General features: G+C 53.3%; 18 protein-coding genes. 6 read left to right on the top strand and 12 right to left on the bottom strand.

The features are described 5' to 3' along the window. The first annotated feature begins 51 nt into the window (after window positions 1–51). Complete coding sequence (locus tag F8R23_RS17745) at window positions 52–864, top strand: hypothetical protein (RefSeq protein WP_151415859.1); 813 nt, start codon at window positions 52–54, stop codon at window positions 862–864. 74 nt (window positions 865–938) lie between these two features. On the opposite strand, the gene F8R23_RS17740 is transcribed toward F8R23_RS17745, so the two are convergent. From F8R23_RS17740 to purM, 5 genes are all read right to left on the bottom strand, one after another. Then, window positions 939–1430, bottom strand: coding sequence for a TIR domain-containing protein (locus tag F8R23_RS17740; RefSeq protein ID WP_129936907.1), 492 nt, complete (start codon window positions 1428–1430; stop codon window positions 939–941). After that, a complete protein-coding gene (locus F8R23_RS17735; protein WP_129936908.1) occupies window positions 1427–2881 on the bottom strand; it encodes an SIR2 family protein in 1455 nt (484 codons plus the stop codon). Before F8R23_RS17735 ends, F8R23_RS17740 begins: the two co-directional genes overlap by 4 nt. A 322-nt stretch (window positions 2882–3203) precedes the next feature. Further along, window positions 3204–3755, bottom strand: coding sequence for a spermidine N1-acetyltransferase (gene speG, locus F8R23_RS17730; protein ID WP_004951898.1), 552 nt, complete (start codon window positions 3753–3755; stop codon window positions 3204–3206). Window positions 3756–3869: 114 nt separating this feature from the next. Continuing rightward, entirely contained in the window at window positions 3870–4508 is a 639-nt protein-coding gene (gene purN / locus F8R23_RS17725) for a phosphoribosylglycinamide formyltransferase (RefSeq protein WP_129936909.1), read from the bottom strand. Continuing rightward, window positions 4508–5545 carry a phosphoribosylformylglycinamidine cyclo-ligase gene (gene purM, locus F8R23_RS17720; RefSeq protein ID WP_129936931.1) on the bottom strand — a complete coding sequence of 346 codons (1038 nt, stop codon included), beginning with the start codon at window positions 5543–5545 and terminating at the stop codon, window positions 4508–4510. Before purM ends, purN begins: the two co-directional genes overlap by 1 nt. A gap of 255 nt (window positions 5546–5800) precedes the next feature. Between purM and upp the strand changes: the two genes are divergently transcribed. Continuing rightward, window positions 5801–6427, top strand: a complete 627-nt coding sequence (upp, locus tag F8R23_RS17715) for a uracil phosphoribosyltransferase (protein ID WP_020828072.1) — start codon at window positions 5801–5803, stop codon at window positions 6425–6427. Between the two features lie 184 nt (window positions 6428–6611). Beyond that, window positions 6612–7901, top strand: a complete 1290-nt coding sequence (gene uraA / locus F8R23_RS17710; RefSeq protein WP_129936910.1) for a uracil permease — start codon at window positions 6612–6614, stop codon at window positions 7899–7901. A 52-nt stretch (window positions 7902–7953) separates the two neighbouring features. Here uraA and F8R23_RS17705 read toward each other — a convergent pair whose 3' ends face one another. Together F8R23_RS17705 and F8R23_RS17700 are read right to left on the bottom strand one after the other, a co-directional pair. Next, window positions 7954–8202: a GlsB/YeaQ/YmgE family stress response membrane protein gene (locus F8R23_RS17705; RefSeq protein ID WP_006316897.1), complete on the bottom strand. Its 249-nt coding sequence runs from the start codon at window positions 8200–8202 to the stop codon at window positions 7954–7956. A 30-nt stretch (window positions 8203–8232) separates the two neighbouring features. Then, window positions 8233–8748, bottom strand: a complete 516-nt coding sequence (locus F8R23_RS17700) for an E3 ubiquitin--protein ligase (RefSeq protein WP_129938997.1) — start codon at window positions 8746–8748, stop codon at window positions 8233–8235. Between the two features lie 228 nt (window positions 8749–8976). Between F8R23_RS17700 and hda the strand changes: the two genes are divergently transcribed. Beyond that, complete coding sequence (gene hda, locus F8R23_RS17695) at window positions 8977–9678, top strand: DnaA inactivator Hda (RefSeq protein ID WP_085118118.1); 702 nt, start codon at window positions 8977–8979, stop codon at window positions 9676–9678. A 29-nt stretch (window positions 9679–9707) separates the two neighbouring features. Here the strand turns inward: hda and F8R23_RS17690 are convergent, their stop codons facing one another. The 4 genes from F8R23_RS17690 to bepA form a co-directional block, all read right to left on the bottom strand. Beyond that, window positions 9708–10247, bottom strand: a complete 540-nt coding sequence (locus tag F8R23_RS17690; RefSeq protein ID WP_129936932.1) for a helix-turn-helix transcriptional regulator — start codon at window positions 10245–10247, stop codon at window positions 9708–9710. A 12-nt stretch (window positions 10248–10259) separates the two neighbouring features. Next, window positions 10260–10490, bottom strand: a complete 231-nt coding sequence (locus tag F8R23_RS24325) for a hypothetical protein (protein ID WP_151415858.1) — start codon at window positions 10488–10490, stop codon at window positions 10260–10262. Window positions 10491–10695: 205 nt separating this feature from the next. Further along, window positions 10696–11049 carry an arsenate reductase (glutaredoxin) gene (gene arsC, locus F8R23_RS17680; RefSeq protein ID WP_085118116.1) on the bottom strand — a complete coding sequence of 118 codons (354 nt, stop codon included), beginning with the start codon at window positions 11047–11049 and terminating at the stop codon, window positions 10696–10698. Between the two features lie 20 nt (window positions 11050–11069). Continuing rightward, on the bottom strand, window positions 11070–12539 hold the full coding sequence (bepA, locus tag F8R23_RS17675) for a beta-barrel assembly-enhancing protease (RefSeq protein ID WP_099062589.1): 1470 nt from the start codon (window positions 12537–12539) through the stop codon (window positions 11070–11072). Between the two features lie 371 nt (window positions 12540–12910). Here bepA and F8R23_RS17670 point away from each other — a divergent pair, with 371 nt between their 5' ends. Both F8R23_RS17670 and F8R23_RS17665 read left to right on the top strand, forming a co-directional pair. Continuing rightward, complete coding sequence (locus F8R23_RS17670) at window positions 12911–13453, top strand: RrF2 family transcriptional regulator (protein WP_151415895.1); 543 nt, start codon at window positions 12911–12913, stop codon at window positions 13451–13453. Between the two features lie 148 nt (window positions 13454–13601). After that, entirely contained in the window at window positions 13602–14810 is a 1209-nt protein-coding gene (locus F8R23_RS17665; protein WP_129936913.1) for an NAD(P)/FAD-dependent oxidoreductase, read from the top strand. A 38-nt stretch (window positions 14811–14848) separates the two neighbouring features. On the opposite strand, the gene F8R23_RS17660 is transcribed toward F8R23_RS17665, so the two are convergent. Next, the gene (locus F8R23_RS17660) at window positions 14849–15310 is read right to left on the bottom strand and encodes an Lrp/AsnC family transcriptional regulator (RefSeq protein ID WP_085118113.1); all 462 of its coding nucleotides are present in this window, start codon (window positions 15308–15310) and stop codon (window positions 14849–14851) included. Window positions 15311–15433: the final 123 nt, after the last annotated feature.

Raw genomic sequence — 15433 nt, 5'->3', positions numbered from 1 at the left:
TGTATTTATTCGGTAAATGGATGTTTGTTTTTATATAAGGAAAATATAATAATGGATATTGATTCAAGCTATGTTAAAGATATTATAATTCCAACCTTAACCTTATTAGTGTCAATCGCGCTCCCCACTGGGAAATGGTGGTTCTCACGCAGGTTAAAAGGCCGTGATAACCGGCGTAGCCGACAATTTGATGTCGTTAGCAATGTTAAACGATTATCGGTGTTGTCACACATCCAAACATTGCGGGATAAGCCGCAGGACGGCATGGTGCTACTGCAAATAAAAGCGCTTTATGAAAGCATCGGGATTTGTTTGCCGGTGTGGGTTGCACATCAACTGATGGACTATCTTGGCCGTGCATCATTGCCGTTGAATAGCCTCTCTCTGAACTGTTTTTTACGCCGTGTTTCGCTTACCTCAGTCAAGAGCGGTGTCTTTTCCCTGGATGCCAACCGGCTGCGGCACCAGCGTATCGGGTCTGTAGTCTTTCTGATTGTCAGTGCGTTGGCGATCTCCTACGGTTTTTACGTCACCGTGCTTCCTCTGGGGGAAAGTGAAGCTACCGCCAGCAATACTTCTTGGTTTTTATTCTTCTTCGTTACCTATGTTGCGATGGCAATTTTCGTCGTAGTCTGGTCAATTGACGAATGGAGTTCTCTGGGACAAGCCAATGATTTCTGGCAGGAATGGCAACCTCACTTGTGCCAAACGCAAGTGGAGTATCAGGTGCGATGTCTGCATGAGCGTAGCGCTACGACGGCGGATAGCGAGCCTGTTTTAGAACCAACGTCCATCAAAGACATGCTGCCTGTCAGGAAATCGCAGCGGGGGTGGCTAATGCGCCTGCTGGGTAAGAAGAAGTGAAAAGATAAGACGTGCCGATAACGAGTAAGGGGCCTATCGCTGATATGGCCCCTTTTTGATAACGGCGTCAGTCGTTAGTAGTTATTACGGATGCGAATAGCCTCCTCCACCCAATCGGCCAGGTTTTCTTCGATGTACTCGTAGACTTTGGTGCTGGTTGAATAGGGGGGATCGTAGGCTTTAGCGATCGCAGAGAGCTTGTTCTCGCCCAGCTTGATGTAATCCAACGGGTTATTACCTTTAGCTGCCTGCTCGCCGGTACTGTCCTTCAGGTTGTGGATGTAGACCACCAACACCCCCATACCTTTTTTCCAGGCTTCGCAAATCTCGTGATTGATCCATTTGCGATTTGCCGTGTCTTCACCGGCCAGAACAATAATGCAGCTGCGGTTGGTCAGTTGAGTTTGGATCCAGTCGGCAATAGCGGCGTCACCGCCTTTTGTGACTTCCTCCCAGTCGTTATCCCTGGCTGGCGGGTTACCTTCCAGGCTGCCTATGCTGCGCACTTGCGAAACGCGCCAGTTGTCGGGCTGGTAGTGGAAACTGTAAAAGCATCTTCTGGTCATGAGGGATTCTCCTTGGCAATGATATCGATGAGTTCCAACAGGCGCGTTTTCTTCTCTGCCAGCTTTCCCGGCTCATTGAGCTGGTCCAGCAGCGCCATGGCAGCGGGATTGCGGTGATAAAAGGTGTCGGTCATTTCCTCCTTGATGATTTGATAGAGAACGGCGGATACGTAGCCGGTGCAGCCGACTGGAATGCAGATGCAACCTTGTTCGTTGGCGATGGCGAACTCTTTCAGCAGGCCGTCGGCATCGGCCAATGCACCCTGAGCGTCTTTTTTGTTGCCGAATAAAAAGACGGCAATGCCGCTGAGTGAGATCATGCGCTGACGGTACTCATGCCAGAGTTCAGGCAGCGCTGTGCCGCCGCTGGCAAACTGTGGAAAGGGGCGCAGGATGAGTTGGCTTTCGGTTATTTTCCCCTGGCTTCCATAGATAGCTTCCAGCGCACCATTGATCACCGCCGTCCCTATGCCCCAGCCAAAACCGTTAACGATACGGAACTGTTTGCGGATAAGCTGGCCCGCCAGGCGGTGCAGGCATTGAATGGATTCTTCACGTGTATAAGGTGTGTAGCTTTCAGCGCTGCCTGAAATGAATACGGTGCTTTTCTTGAACTGAGTTTCGATGGCCAACAGCAGGCGAGTGATGTCCTGATAATCATCTACCAGCAGCGTTTGGATGCCGTAACGGCGCAGATCGTTGATCATCAGCGTTTGCTTGCGGCTGTTGTAATCGCATGCGGCCTGATCCTCACTGCCGTTATCGCCGAGTTGAACCCGGCGCATGACGCAATAATGGTTTCTGTTCCCCTCACCATGTTGCATATAGAGACGGCTAAGGACGTATTGCAGGTTGGGATCTTCGAAACTGAATCCGATAAACAGAAAGGTCTTGGCGGTGAGTTCCGCCATCAGCATATTGATAAATGGCGCGTGAGAGCGAGGATAGGCTTCATATTGCTGCCGGGTGATAATGGCTTCGTTAGGCGTTCTGTAATCACCATGCATCTTGTATAAAACTACATCACGTTTGTGAATATTGTTGGTCAGGCTGATGGGTGTGGTTTTGATATCGCATACGCGGTTATAACGGGCATAGGTTTTTTCGAAAAGATCGTCGTAGTTGGTGGTCCAAAGCGACGAAATGGGTAATCGGGCGATCGCTCGATGGTTTTCCGTTTCCTGCGCCTGTTCGGCAAACTCGGTGACAATCTTCTGATTGATTTTATGCCGATTACCTTTTTCATTGAGATGAAATTGTGCCAGTGAAATAAGATCGCTTTCTTTCTCAATATCCAGTTCCAGCTCGTAGGCGATATCGCTGATAAGCTCTTTCCAACTGACGAAACCAGCAGGGATGGATAAACCGGCGCCGGCAAACAGAGCGGCGGAGTCCGCCTTTATGTCATTAACATAATCACGAATAAACAACTCTATATCGCGTGAGAACATGTAGGTTCCTTCCTGTGGATAACAGCTTTTTATTTATTGATGGGTATTTATTTGTTTGGTGAATATGATTATTTCCATACTGATAAATACATTAGTGGAATATACAAATTAAGTAAAATTAAAATAATTAAAAGCCATTCATGGTGTGAATGTAATAATGGTTTTTTTGAATATAAATTAATTTTAAAAGTAATAGGTGAGTGAGCGTCAGGCAGTTGCATTTTTATGAAGGAATCGAACGGGTATTTGAACGTTAATATTAGCGAAGGGTATAAATAATTATGCCGGTTGCCTAATCAGCGGCGACCGGCATTATATTTCCCTATTTAACCAGCGGCTTATCGCCAGGCGTTTTGAACTTCGCCAGATACTGCGGCTGGAAGATGCACATACGCAGTACGGTGCGGTATTCACCGTTGACGAAGAATTCGTCAATCAGTTCGCCTTCCACTTCGAAGCCCAGCTTGCTGTAGATATGGATCGCCTTCGGGTTTTCTTTGTCAACGATCAGATACAGCTTGTACAGGTTCAGCACCGAGAAGCCGTAATCCATCGCCAGCTTGGCGGCGGTGCTGGCGTAGCCTTTGCCCTGATGGGCCGGATCTATGATTATCTGGAATTCTGCGCGGCGGTGGATGTGGTCGATCTCCACCAGTTCCACCAGCCCGACCTTGGCACCTTCGTGGGCGATGATAAAACGCCGTTCGCTCTGATCGTGAATGTGTTTGTCGTAGAGATCGGAAAGCTCGACAAAGGCTTCGTAAGGTTCTTCAAACCAATAGCGCATCACGCTGGCGTTGTTGTCCATCTGATGGACGAACGCCAGATCATCCCGTTCCAATGGGCGTAGCCTGACGCTGGTAGTGCTGGACATGTGTGTTCCTCTATGTCGTGAAATTGTGCAAAGTATAACGTCAGGGGCTTGATTGAGGCGAAAAAAAACGACGCCGTGAAAGGCGCCGTTTAGACGGTGTTCAGAGTACAGCGATCAGTCCGCTGCATGCCCTTGTTCCGGCAGGCGTTCGCCGTCCAGCCAGGCAGCGCCACCACGCATCGCCAACCGACCTTCGGCAAACCAGTTCACCACCAGCGGGTAAATGGTGTGTTCCTGGGTTTGCACCCGTTCAACCACCTCGTCTTCCTCGTCGCCGGGGAAAATAGGTACCTTGGCTTGCAGGATCACCGGGCCGCCGTCGAGCTGTTCGGTCACGAAGTGCACCGAGGTGCCGTGTTCGCTGTCACCGTTGTCGATGGCCTGGCGGTGAGTATGCAGCCCAGGGTATTTCGGCAGCAGGGAAGGGTGAATGTTCAGCATGCGCCCGGTAAAGCGATGTACGAACTGCGGGCTGAGAATGCGCATATAGCCGGCCAGCACCACCAGATCCGGCTGGTACCGGTCGATGGCGTCCGCCAGCGCAGCGTCAAACGCCGCGCGGTCGGCAAAGGCCTTGGCATCCAGCGCATGGGCGGCAATGCCTGCCGCTTCTGCGCGTTGCAGGCCATAAGCCTGCGCCCGGTTGCTGAATACCGCCACAATTTCGGCGGCAATTCGGCCCTGCTGGCAGGCGTCAATCAGCGCCTGGAGATTACTCCCCTGGCCGGAGACCAACACCACGATCTTTTTCATCAGTTGATGACCACTTGTTGTTCGTCAGAAGAAGCGGTCAGTTTACCGATCTTCCAGGCTTTTTCACCGGAGGCAGTCAACAATGCGATGGCGGATTCAACCAATTCTTCCGGCAGTGCGATCACCATGCCCACGCCACAGTTAAAGGTGCGGTACATTTCGTGGCGGCTGACATTACCGGTCTGCTGCAGCCAGGTGAATACGGCTGGCCACTGCCAGCTGGATTCGTCGATCACCGCTTGCATACCTTCCGGCAGCACGCGCGGGATATTTTCCCAGAAGCCGCCGCCGGTCAGGTGAGCGATAGCATGGACGTCGATTTTCTCGATCAGCTCCAGCACGGATTTCACATAAATCTTGGTCGGTGCCAGCAGATGGTCAGCCAGCGGTTTACCTTCCAGGTCGGTGGTGGTTGGGTCGGTGTTGCTGACTTCCAGGATTTTGCGCACCAGCGAGTAGCCGTTGGAGTGCGGGCCGGAAGCGCCCAGGGCGATCAAGGCATCACCGGACTGAACCTTGCTGCCGTCGATGATTTCAGATTTCTCGACCACGCCGACGCAGAAGCCGGCCACGTCGTAATCTTCGCCATGGTACATGCCCGGCATTTCGGCGGTTTCACCCCCAACCAGCGCACAACCAGACTGCTTGCAGCCCTCGGCGATACCGGTAATCACGCTGGCCGCGGTGTCCACGTCCAGTTTGCCGGTCGCGAAGTAATCCAGGAAGAACAGCGGCTCGGCGCCCTGTACCACCAAATCGTTCACACACATTGCAACCAGATCGATGCCGATGGTGTCGTGTCGTTTCAGGTCCATCGCCAGACGCAGCTTGGTGCCTACGCCGTCGGTACCGGACACCAGAATCGGCTCGCGGTATTTCTGCGGCAACGCACACAGGGCGCCAAAACCGCCCAGACCACCCATCACTTCAGGGCGGCGGGTCTGTTTAACTACACCTTTGATGCGGTCTACCAATGCATTGCCAGCATCGATATCGACACCTGCGTCTTTATAGCTGAGAGAGGTTTTGTCGGTCACTGCGCGATCCCCACGACGGTTTGCGGTTTGAAAACTGTGCATCCGGCATTGATTCCGGACTAAGGCGCGGCAATTCTAACAGCGCAGGCAAACGTTTGCGAGTGGCTTGTGAACCAGCTCCGCTTTTTCGTCATCTATACTGTTATTCAATCTTTTGTTGATCCCGATCGGGCTATAGTGGGTGGCGCAGTCGGCAAAAGGAGGTATAATCCGGCGATTTTTTTGGCCGTCAACCACCTTAATAGGAGAAAAATGATGAAGATCGTTGAGGTGAAACACCCGCTGGTGAAACACAAGCTTGGACTGATGCGTGAAAATGACATCAGCACCAAACGCTTCCGTGAGCTGGCTTCGGAAGTGGGTAGTTTGCTGACCTATGAAGCGACCGCCGATCTGGAAACAGAGAAAGTGACCATCGATGGCTGGTGTGGTCCGGTTGAAATAGACCAGATTAAAGGGAAAAAAATTACCGTTGTGCCTATCCTGCGTGCCGGTCTGGGCATGATGGAAGGGGTGCTGGAAAACGTCCCTAGCGCACGCATCAGCGTGGTTGGCGTTTACCGTGACGAAGAAACCCTGGAGCCGGTACCTTATTTCCAAAAGTTGGTTTCCAATATCGAAGAGCGTTTGGCGCTGGTTGTTGACCCGATGCTGGCTACCGGCGGTTCGATGATCGCCACTATCGATCTGCTGAAGAAAGCCGGCTGCAACAGCATCAAGGTGCTGGTACTGGTAGCTGCACCGGAAGGTATCGCCGCGCTGGAGAAAGCGCATCCGGACGTCGAATTGTACACCGCGTCCATAGACCAATGTCTGAACGAGAAAGGGTACATCGTGCCGGGCCTGGGTGATGCCGGCGACAAGATATTTGGTACCAAGTAACAAATTTAGCCGACTTTAATGAGTCGGCTTTTTTATGCTCTTCGTCTTTCAAGCGACAGCATCGCTGGCTACGGGCATGGATAAGCTCCTGAGGCTTATTCCCCTTGCTGCCTGGCTGTAACTTGAAATTCATTGAGCATATATCACGAAGCTTATACAACCGATAACGACTCAGAGGCCCACCATGACCCGTCGCGCCATTGGCGTCAGCGAACGCCCGCCGCTATTGCAGACCATTCCACTCAGCTTCCAGCATCTGTTCGCCATGTTTGGCGCTACCGTGCTGGTGCCTATCCTGTTCAAGATTAACCCGGCGACGGTGTTGCTGTTTAACGGCATAGGGACGCTGTTGTATCTGTTTATCTGCAAGGGCAAGATCCCGGCCTATCTCGGTTCCAGCTTTGCTTTTATCTCACCGGTCTTGTTGTTACTGCCACTGGGTTATGAAGTCGCGCTGGGCGGTTTTATCATGTGCGGGGTGTTGTTCTGCCTGGTGGGGCTGATTGTCAAAAAAGCCGGTACCGGCTGGCTGGACGTCATCTTCCCACCGGCGGCGATGGGGGCGATTGTCGCGGTCATCGGTTTGGAACTGGCGGGGGTGGCGGCGAATATGGCGGGGCTGTTGCCGGCCGACGGCGTCAGTGCAGACACCACTACCGTGACCATTTCGCTGGTAACGCTGGGTGTGACTATCCTGGGCTCCGTGTTGTTCCGCGGTTTTCTGGCGATTATCCCAATTCTGATCGGCGTACTGGTGGGATATGCATTGTCGTTCTTTATGGGCGTGGTGGATTTAACTCCGATCCGTGAGGCGCACTGGTTCGCACTGCCGACTTTCTACACCCCACGTTTTGAATGGTTTGCCATCTTCACCATCCTGCCGGCGGCGCTGGTAGTGATCGCCGAGCACGTCGGCCACCTGGTAGTGACGGCCAATATCGTGAAAAAAGACCTGCTGCGCGACCCGGGTCTGCACCGTTCCATGTTTGCCAACGGCATCTCGACGGTGATCTCCGGCTTCTTTGGCTCAACGCCAAACACCACTTACGGTGAGAATATTGGCGTGATGGCTATCACCAAGGTTTACAGTACCTGGGTGATCGGCGGTGCGGCGGTTCTGGCGATCCTGCTTTCCTGCGTCGGTAAGTTGGCAGCGGCCATTCAGGCGGTGCCGGTACCGGTGATGGGCGGTGTATCCCTGCTGCTGTACGGGGTGATCGGCGCGTCCGGTATTCGCGTGCTGATTGAATCCAAAGTGGATTACAACAAGGCGCAAAACTTGATTCTGACTTCGGTGATCCTGATTATCGGCGTCAGCGGTGCCAAGGTGCATATCGGTGCTGCCGAGTTGAAAGGCATGGCGCTGGCAACCATCGTGGGCATCGGCCTCAGCCTGCTGTTCAAGGTCATTAGCCTGTACCGTAAGGAAGAGGAAGTGATCGAAGCGCCGGATGAGTCGGCCGAACGGAAGTGATGAATGAAAACGGGCAGCCGATAAGCTGCCCGTTTTATTAATACGCAACAAATTAGCTGCGGATTTTACGGTAAACAAACAGCACCACGATGGCACCAATCACCGCCACCACAAAGCTGCCGAAGTTGAAACCGTCCACTCTGCCGTAGCCAAAGAAGGTGCTGATATAACCCCCCACCACGGCACCGACAATACCCAATACGATGGTCAGGATAAAACCGCCACCGTCTTTACCTGGCATGATCCACTTGGCTAAAATACCGGCGATTAGGCCGAAAATGATCCAGGAAATAATTCCCATTGACTGCTCCTTTCTTTGATATCAACTAAATTATTGTTGTGTTGCCGGCTGGGTATTGTTGGTCCCTGCTGCATCAGCATCACTTTTTAATTCTTCCGCTTTATTCTCAGCGCTGTTTTTAATCGCTTCGGTTTTCGCTTTGGCCTGTTCGGTCAAATCGTTGGCGCCATTAATGGCGTCGTTCTTAATGGTTTTAGCCTGGTCGACCAACTGCTGGCTTTGTTTGCTGGCGTCATCTTTGATGGCATCGGCTTTGGCCTTCGCATCATTGGTGATGGCTTCTGCCTGCTTGCTGGCATCGTCTTTAATCGCCGAAGCCTTGTCTTTTAGCTGGTCGGCCTGAGTGGTGGCCTCTTTCTTGATGTCTTTGGCCACGGCGGCAGCTTTATCGGTCAGATCGTCCGCTTTTTTCTGGGCGGCGTCTTTCATCTGCTCTGCGCTGTCTTTGGCCTTTTCAAGATTGGCGTCGACTTTGGAGGAGTCATCACAGCCGGCAAGTACTAGCCCAATGAGTGAGGCCAAAAGCACTTTATTCCATACTTTCATTGTCTATATCCTTGTAGAACCTTGTTTATGGTGATTGCGTTTCGCTTATCTATACTAGGATAAGACTTAGCTGAAATACAAATTTCACTGACCAGGGCCGTCGGTTAATTTGACCGCGTTGGCCACCGTTGTACACTATTGCGGCATAAAATCCTGCCGGTTCAACAGAGCCCGTTTTCTGTGGTAGACTTACCGTGTTTTCCTGCCAGTTTTGGTTGAGGTGCTTTTCTGAATACGCCGGCACAGCTTTCACTGCCACTTTATCTTCCCGATGATGAAACTTTTGCCAGTTTTTATCCGGGGGAGAACCCATCCTTATTGAGCGCGATCCAGTCCGCCGTTCGTCAGGAACACGGCAACTATATCTATTTCTGGTCACGCGAGGGCGGTGGGCGCAGTCACTTGTTACATGCGGCCTGCGCAGAGCTTTCGCAGCGCGGCGAAGCCGTAGGCTATGTGCCGCTGGATAAGCGAGCCTATTTCGTGCCTGAGGTCCTGGATGGCATGGAGCAGTTGGCGCTGGTGTGTATCGATAATATCGAGTGCATCGCCGGTGACGAAGCCTGGGAAATGGCCATCTTCAATCTCTATAACCGCATCCTGGAAACCGGCCGTACGCGCCTGTTTATTACCGGGGATCGTCCGCCACGCCAACTCAATCTTCACTTGCCCGACCTGGCCTCACGCCTGGACTGGGGGCAAATCTACAAGCTGCAACCGCTGTCGGATGAAGAGAAACTGCTGGCGCTGCAATTGCGTGGCAAACTGCGCGGATTTGAATTACCGGAAGACGTGGGGCGTTTCCTGCTCAAACGCCTGGATCGTGAAATGCGCACGCTGTTTATGACGCTGGATCAACTCGATCATGCTTCAATCACCGCCCAGCGCAAGCTGACCATCCCGTTTGTGAAAGAGATTCTGGGGCTATAACCGAAGGTTTGAGAGTGGGTTTACCCCACTTAATCTACGGCGTGTTCCAGCAAGGTGAAGAAATGTTCGATCTGAACGCGTTGCTTGCTGGCCCGGAGCTGTAATGCCAAATTGATATTTTCCAGACATTGCGCATTATCTGCCAGTTCTTGGCCCATTTTACCTTTCTCTGCCAACCAAGCCGCTACACTGCACCAACTCCACAGGGGGGACGAGCCTTTAAGCCGCTGTAGCGGAGAGGGGAAATCCCCGGAACCGCGGGTCCCGTCTTTCAGCATAGCGATAGCTTGCCGTGACAGGCCGGTGAGTTGTGCAATATCGCTTAAACCCACCAGATATGAATCGACCGACATTACCTGTGCGCCAATGCCGGCAGTCTCGATATCCGAGATTGCACTGAGAATGGCGTTGGCGAAGCTGTCACTTTCTCGATCGAACTCCACATAGACCGATTTGCCGTAGTAACAAATCAACCCGTCATCACAGCCACTGACGTATAACGCGTCTTCCAGACCCGGGGTCTTTGAGCTCACGCCGGCGAGCGTCAGTGAGAAATTGTAAACTGCCATCATAATTCCTCTTTATTTTATTCCAGAAAGAGCCGGACATTGATCGACTTTACGGCGTATCTGTTTGGCGTGTTGTTCCGGGCTTTTTGGTGTGGACCATATACTCATTATGTGCTCCTTATGCCCGGGGAGAGAGCAATGGAGACGGCCAAATGCATGCCCATTGCTGGAGCGAAACAACCAGCCTTGTGAAATGGTATAGGCTATTGCAGCCTGGATATGCTTATTAGGATGGTTTTTCATCACCCGCCTATAGATGTTACTGAGGTTATTTTAAGTGTTGACTGATGTCAACGGCGGGTGTGCATTTAATCTACACATCAGCGGAAGAATATCAGATAGAGCGAGGAGGGATGATGAAAAGTATTTATATAACAAGCAATTAAAAATAGCCCTATTGAGGGCTATTTCCATTTTATTGATCAATAGATAGCTGAACAGGAGGCGCTTACAAAATCTCCAGCACCTGTTCCGGCGGTCGGCCGATACGCGCTTTGCTGCCGTTGACCACAATAGGGCGCTCGATCAGCTTCGGATTCGCCACCATCGCTGCTAACAACTGGGCTTCGCTCAGGCTTTCATCCGCCAACTTCAATTCTTTGTACAGATCTTCTTTCTTACGCATCAGTTCGCGCGCTGAGGTGAAGCCCAGCTCCTTCAGCAGTTTTTTCAGTTGCTCCACCGACGGTGGCGTCTCCAGATACAGCACCACTTCAGGCGTTACGCCATGCTGTTCCAGCAGTGCCAGGGTTTCACGGCTCTTGGAGCAGCGCGGGTTGTGGTAAATCGTGACGTTCTTCATTTAAATCATCCTTATCAAAATCAGCTGCGCTGGTACTGGCGGAAACGCTCTTGCAATTGGCGCAACTGGTCGATGCGCGCATCATAGCGCGCCTGTTTCAGGCTGCCGAGTTTTTGCAGCGAACTGGCATTGCTGAGCAAGCCAATGGCCTGATCGAGACGGCCGGTCAGTGCCAAGCTTTCGGCACGGGCAGAAAGCTCTTCATCGCGCAGTCCCTGAGCGGCACTGGCCTGGGCCAGAAGATCCCAGGCGTTGGGATCGTCCGGATGGGCAAAGGTATAACGGTTAAGTATTTTGGATGCCTGGGCCGGCTGATTGCCTTCAACATAGGCATTGGCCAGGTTGAGCTGCAGCACCGGGTTGTTGCTTTGGGCGGCATTAGCGGCCTGCAGGCGGGCGATGGCCTGCGGCGCTCGCTTCTGACCGAGATCGATGTCGGTCATCAAATCGAGCAGCCAGACGTTTTTCGGATCTTGCGTCAGCAACGGCTGAATGATGTTACGGGCGTCATCGTATTTTTTCGCCTCATAGAACAGAATGGCGCGGCCGTACTTGGCAGCGGTCTGTTCACGTATATTGCCTTTGCTGTAAGTATCGAGCAGTTCTTCGCGCAGACCGTAACCTTCGGAACTGTACATCCCCAAAGAACGCACCTTGGCCATCAGGTAATCCTGGGTGGACTGCACCAAATGCTTGGGCATCTGGTTGGCGCGGTTGCGTGCGTCAGACAGACGACTGTCGGGTAATGGGTGGGTCAGCAGCATTTCTGGCGGTTTCGAGGCGTAACGCGACTGGTCAGACAGCTTTTGCAAGAAGTCAGGCATGGCTTCCGGATCAAACCCGGCGCGTTGTAATACCTGAATACCGATACGGTCGGCTTCCTGTTCGTTGGATTGGGTAAAGCTGATCATACCCTGTTGCGTACCGGCCAGGGTACCGCTCAGCGCCGCCATGCCCATGGTCGGGTTGGCCATCGCCAGCAGGATGGAGCCGAGGGCGCCAACCCAGGTCAGGGGAGCATTGCGTTGCTGGTCTTCCATCGCTCGTGCCAGGTGGCGTTGGGTCACGTGCGAGATTTCATGCGCCAGCACCGAGGCGAGCTGGCTTTCGTTGTCGGTTTCGCGAAACAGAGCGGAGTGCAATACCACGTTGCCGCCGAAGAAGGCAAAGGCGTTAATTTCGTCGTTACGCACCAGATAAAAATGGAATGGCGTGCGCACTGAATAGGCGCTTGCCACCAGTCGGTTACCCAGCTGGTTAATGTATTGAGTCAGCAGTGGGTCGTTGATCAGCGGTGCGCTGGCGCGAAGCTGACGCACATAGAAATCCCCCATGGCCATTTCCTGGCCAATGCTCAGAGTGCCGCCCGCAGAGGTGCCCATATCCGGCAGTTGATCCTGGGTTTCCGCCTGCACCGGCGCCATCGCCGTGGCGTTGAGCGTGCCAAGTAACAGTACTGCAATCGCTGTTTTGGTCAACCGGGTGGTCATAGTCAGGCTTTTCCCTTAAATAGTCATTTCTAAGACGTCAGCATCACCTAAGAGTTCTTGTTCCCTGCCGGACTCGCCAAAACAATCAGTGCGAAAGCGTGTTGGCTCACAAAAATGCACGCGTTGTGGCGGCCTGTTGGCAGATCACATCATAGTCAGCCAAAAGCGACAATGAAACTTATGTTCGGCAATAATCGGACAGAAAGGCTTTATTTTTCATTTCTGAATACCGCCATGGCGATCGACGGAGTGACGCTCTCAGGCCATCGATTAAAAACAAGGACAATGTTTGTCTGCGTTTTAATTGACAGGTTAAACGTGGACTAATATAGTCTGTGTTATTGAATTCACAGGTGCACCGCAAACCCAATATGGCTTACATCACTACCAGCGTTGAATACGGCATCCACTGTCTGCTTTGGCTCGTCGGCGATAACCAGCGTGCTCTTAGCAGCCGCGAACTTGCCGAGCTGCAGGGCATTTCCCCCAGCTTCCTGGCCAAAATCTTTCCCAAGCTGGAAAAAGCGGGGATCGTTGCCGCGAGCGAAGGCGTGCGCGGTGGTTATCGGTTGGCCCGCCCGGCAGATGAGATCACTTTTCTTGAGGTCATTGATGCCATTGAAGGTCACAAACCGCTGTTCGATTGCCAGGAGGTGCGTGGCCGCTGTGCGGTGTTTGACGACAGCCCGCCAGACTGGGCCGTGTCGGGAAAGTGTGCGATCCATGCGGTGATGCTGCAGGCCGAAAAGGCCATGCGTGATGCGCTGGCGGTACAAACTCTGGGGGCTGTCGCTACTCGCTTCGGGCGCAAGGCACCAAAAGGGTTTTTCGGTGAGGTCAACATCTGGATGGATGAGCGCATGAGCGAGCGCACCACGCGTAGCGGCAAACCGGCCCGCACCAAGCCTCAATAACGCCTCAGTATTTTCTCTGACTATTTTTTACCGCCTGTGTGCCACAGGCGGTAGCCCTTCTGCACCCTTTTAATCGGGAGCGGAACGGCGCCACTCGCCTGGAAAACAGTACGGGCAACCCGATAAACGTGTATGAAGGAGTTATTCCATGACGCAGAAAATAGTGATCGCCGGTTCTGGTTTTGCTGGTTTTTGGGCTGCCGTTTCCGCCATGCGGGCAATCTCGCTGGCCGGCAAGGAAGAGGGCATCGAAGTGACGATGGTTTCGCCGACGCCGAACGTCACCATTCGCCCACGGCTGTATGAAGCGGTGTTGGAAAACATGAGTCCGGATATCTCGGCACAGCTTGCCGCTATTGGCGTTCGTCATTTGGCCGGTTTGGTTGAGCAGATAGACAGCGAAAACCAGACGCTGGTGGTGGAGTGTGCAGAAGGACAAAGACTACAACTGGATTATGATCGCCTGGTATTGGCGACCGGCAGCCAATTGTTTATTCCTCCGGTGGCTGGTTTTGCCGAGTACGGATTCAACGTGGATACGCTGCAAAGCGCGCAACGACTGGACGCCCATCTAAAAGCATTGGCGAGTCAGCCAGAAACTCCGGCGCGTAACACCGTGGTGGTAGTTGGCGGTGGGCTAACCGGGCTGGAAAGCGCGGCCGAAATGCCAATGCGCCTGCGTGCCATTCTGGGCAGTGAAGCGAACATCCGTGTGGTGATTGTTGATACCGCAGAAGAAGTGGGGGCGGGTATGGGGGCCGAACCTGGCGTGGTGATCCGACAAGCGCTGGATGAATGCGGCGTTGAGTCACGGGCCGGGCTGCGCGTTACGGCGATTGATGCCGGCAGCGTTACGTTATCGAGCGGCGAACGCATTGCAACCGACACGGTGATATTGGCCGCCGGCGTGCGGGCGCATCCGTTGGTTGCACAAATTCCGGGTGAGCGTGACGGCTCCGGACGCATTGTCGGTGATGCCTTCCTGCATGCACCGGCGGTGGACGGCGTGTTTGTTACCGGGGATACGGTCAAAGCCGCGACCGACGGGCGGGGGAATCATAACCTGATGACCTGCCAGCATGCGATGAGCCTGGGGCGTGTTGCCGGGCATAATGCTGCGGCGGAACTGGCCGGGCTGCCTCTTTATCCTTACAGTCAGCCCAAGTACGTGACCTGCCTCGATCTCGGCTCCTGGGGAGCGCTCTACACCGAAGGCTGGGACCGTCAGGTGCGCTTCACACGTGAGGAAGGAAAAAAGATCAAACAGGAAATCAACACCCAGTGGATCTACCCACCGGCAGCGGATCGCGATGCGCTGTTCGCCGTCGCTAATCCAGACTTTGTGATTGTGCCTTAAGACTTAAGTCACCAACGGGAGCGGAAACGCTCCCGTTGTTATTTCCCCATCGGCAAAAAAGAGCGCTCAGGCACCACGGTTTTCATCACCAGTGTCGAACTGAGACGTTGAACGCCGGGCAGGGCGGAAAGCTTCTCGTCATACAGTTGCTGGAATGCGGGTAGATCGCGCGAGATCACGTGCAGCAAATAGTCTGGATCACCGAACAGTCTTTGCGCCTGCACCACCTGAGGAATATCCACCATCGCATCCTCAAAGGCCGCCACGGCGTGGCGATCGCCTTCCCTCATGGTGACGAAAACCAGCGCGGAAAAGTTATACCCCAGGCTGGTGGGATCAAGCTGGGCGCGATAACCCCGGATCACTCCCGACTCTTCCAGAGCCCGGACCCGACGATGACAGGGAGAAACGCTGAGCCCGATCCGTTCGGCCAGGTCGGTGACCGAAAGTCGCCCATCGGTCTGTAGTTCAGCAAGAATTTTGCGGTCAATCTTATCCATTTGGAAGAATTTCCCCGAACCTGTGGTTTTCAGGCAAGTAATTGGCAGCACATTTTAACGCCCTAAAGATATTCTTTCCAATAATTAACTGCTCGGGACTGCGCGTTTTTGCAGCGGCGCTCA

This window comes from Serratia proteamaculans (assembly GCF_008830365.1).
GTDB classification, from domain to species: domain Bacteria; phylum Pseudomonadota; class Gammaproteobacteria; order Enterobacterales; family Enterobacteriaceae; genus Serratia; species Serratia proteamaculans.
Note: the sequence above shows the minus strand (reverse complement) of the source record. Positions and strands in the feature narration are given on the sequence as shown.

Bases quoted from the DNA above. Each gene is read 5' to 3' on its own strand.
- F8R23_RS17745 (WP_151415859.1), top strand. From the start codon at position 52: ATGGATATTGATTCAAGCTATGTTAAAGATATTATAATTCCAACCTTA.
- F8R23_RS17740 (WP_129936907.1), bottom strand. From the start codon at position 1,430: ATGACCAGAAGATGCTTTTACAGTTTCCACTACCAGCCCGACAACTGG.
- F8R23_RS17735 (WP_129936908.1), bottom strand. From the start codon at position 2,881: ATGTTCTCACGCGATATAGAGTTGTTTATTCGTGATTATGTTAATGAC.
- speG (WP_004951898.1), bottom strand. From the start codon at position 3,755: ATGTCCAGCACTACCAGCGTCAGGCTACGCCCATTGGAACGGGATGAT.
- purN (WP_129936909.1), bottom strand. From the start codon at position 4,508: ATGAAAAAGATCGTGGTGTTGGTCTCCGGCCAGGGGAGTAATCTCCAG.
- upp (WP_020828072.1), top strand. From the start codon at position 5,801: ATGAAGATCGTTGAGGTGAAACACCCGCTGGTGAAACACAAGCTTGGA.
- uraA (WP_129936910.1), top strand. From the start codon at position 6,612: ATGACCCGTCGCGCCATTGGCGTCAGCGAACGCCCGCCGCTATTGCAG.
- F8R23_RS17705 (WP_006316897.1), bottom strand. From the start codon at position 8,202: ATGGGAATTATTTCCTGGATCATTTTCGGCCTAATCGCCGGTATTTTA.
- F8R23_RS17700 (WP_129938997.1), bottom strand. From the start codon at position 8,748: ATGAAAGTATGGAATAAAGTGCTTTTGGCCTCACTCATTGGGCTAGTA.
- F8R23_RS17690 (WP_129936932.1), bottom strand. From the start codon at position 10,247: ATGGCAGTTTACAATTTCTCACTGACGCTCGCCGGCGTGAGCTCAAAG.
- F8R23_RS24325 (WP_151415858.1), bottom strand. From the start codon at position 10,490: ATGAAAAACCATCCTAATAAGCATATCCAGGCTGCAATAGCCTATACC.
- arsC (WP_085118116.1), bottom strand. From the start codon at position 11,049: ATGAAGAACGTCACGATTTACCACAACCCGCGCTGCTCCAAGAGCCGT.
- bepA (WP_099062589.1), bottom strand. From the start codon at position 12,539: ATGACCACCCGGTTGACCAAAACAGCGATTGCAGTACTGTTACTTGGC.
- F8R23_RS17670 (WP_151415895.1), top strand. From the start codon at position 12,911: ATGGCTTACATCACTACCAGCGTTGAATACGGCATCCACTGTCTGCTT.
- F8R23_RS17665 (WP_129936913.1), top strand. From the start codon at position 13,602: ATGACGCAGAAAATAGTGATCGCCGGTTCTGGTTTTGCTGGTTTTTGG.
- F8R23_RS17660 (WP_085118113.1), bottom strand. From the start codon at position 15,310: ATGGATAAGATTGACCGCAAAATTCTTGCTGAACTACAGACCGATGGG.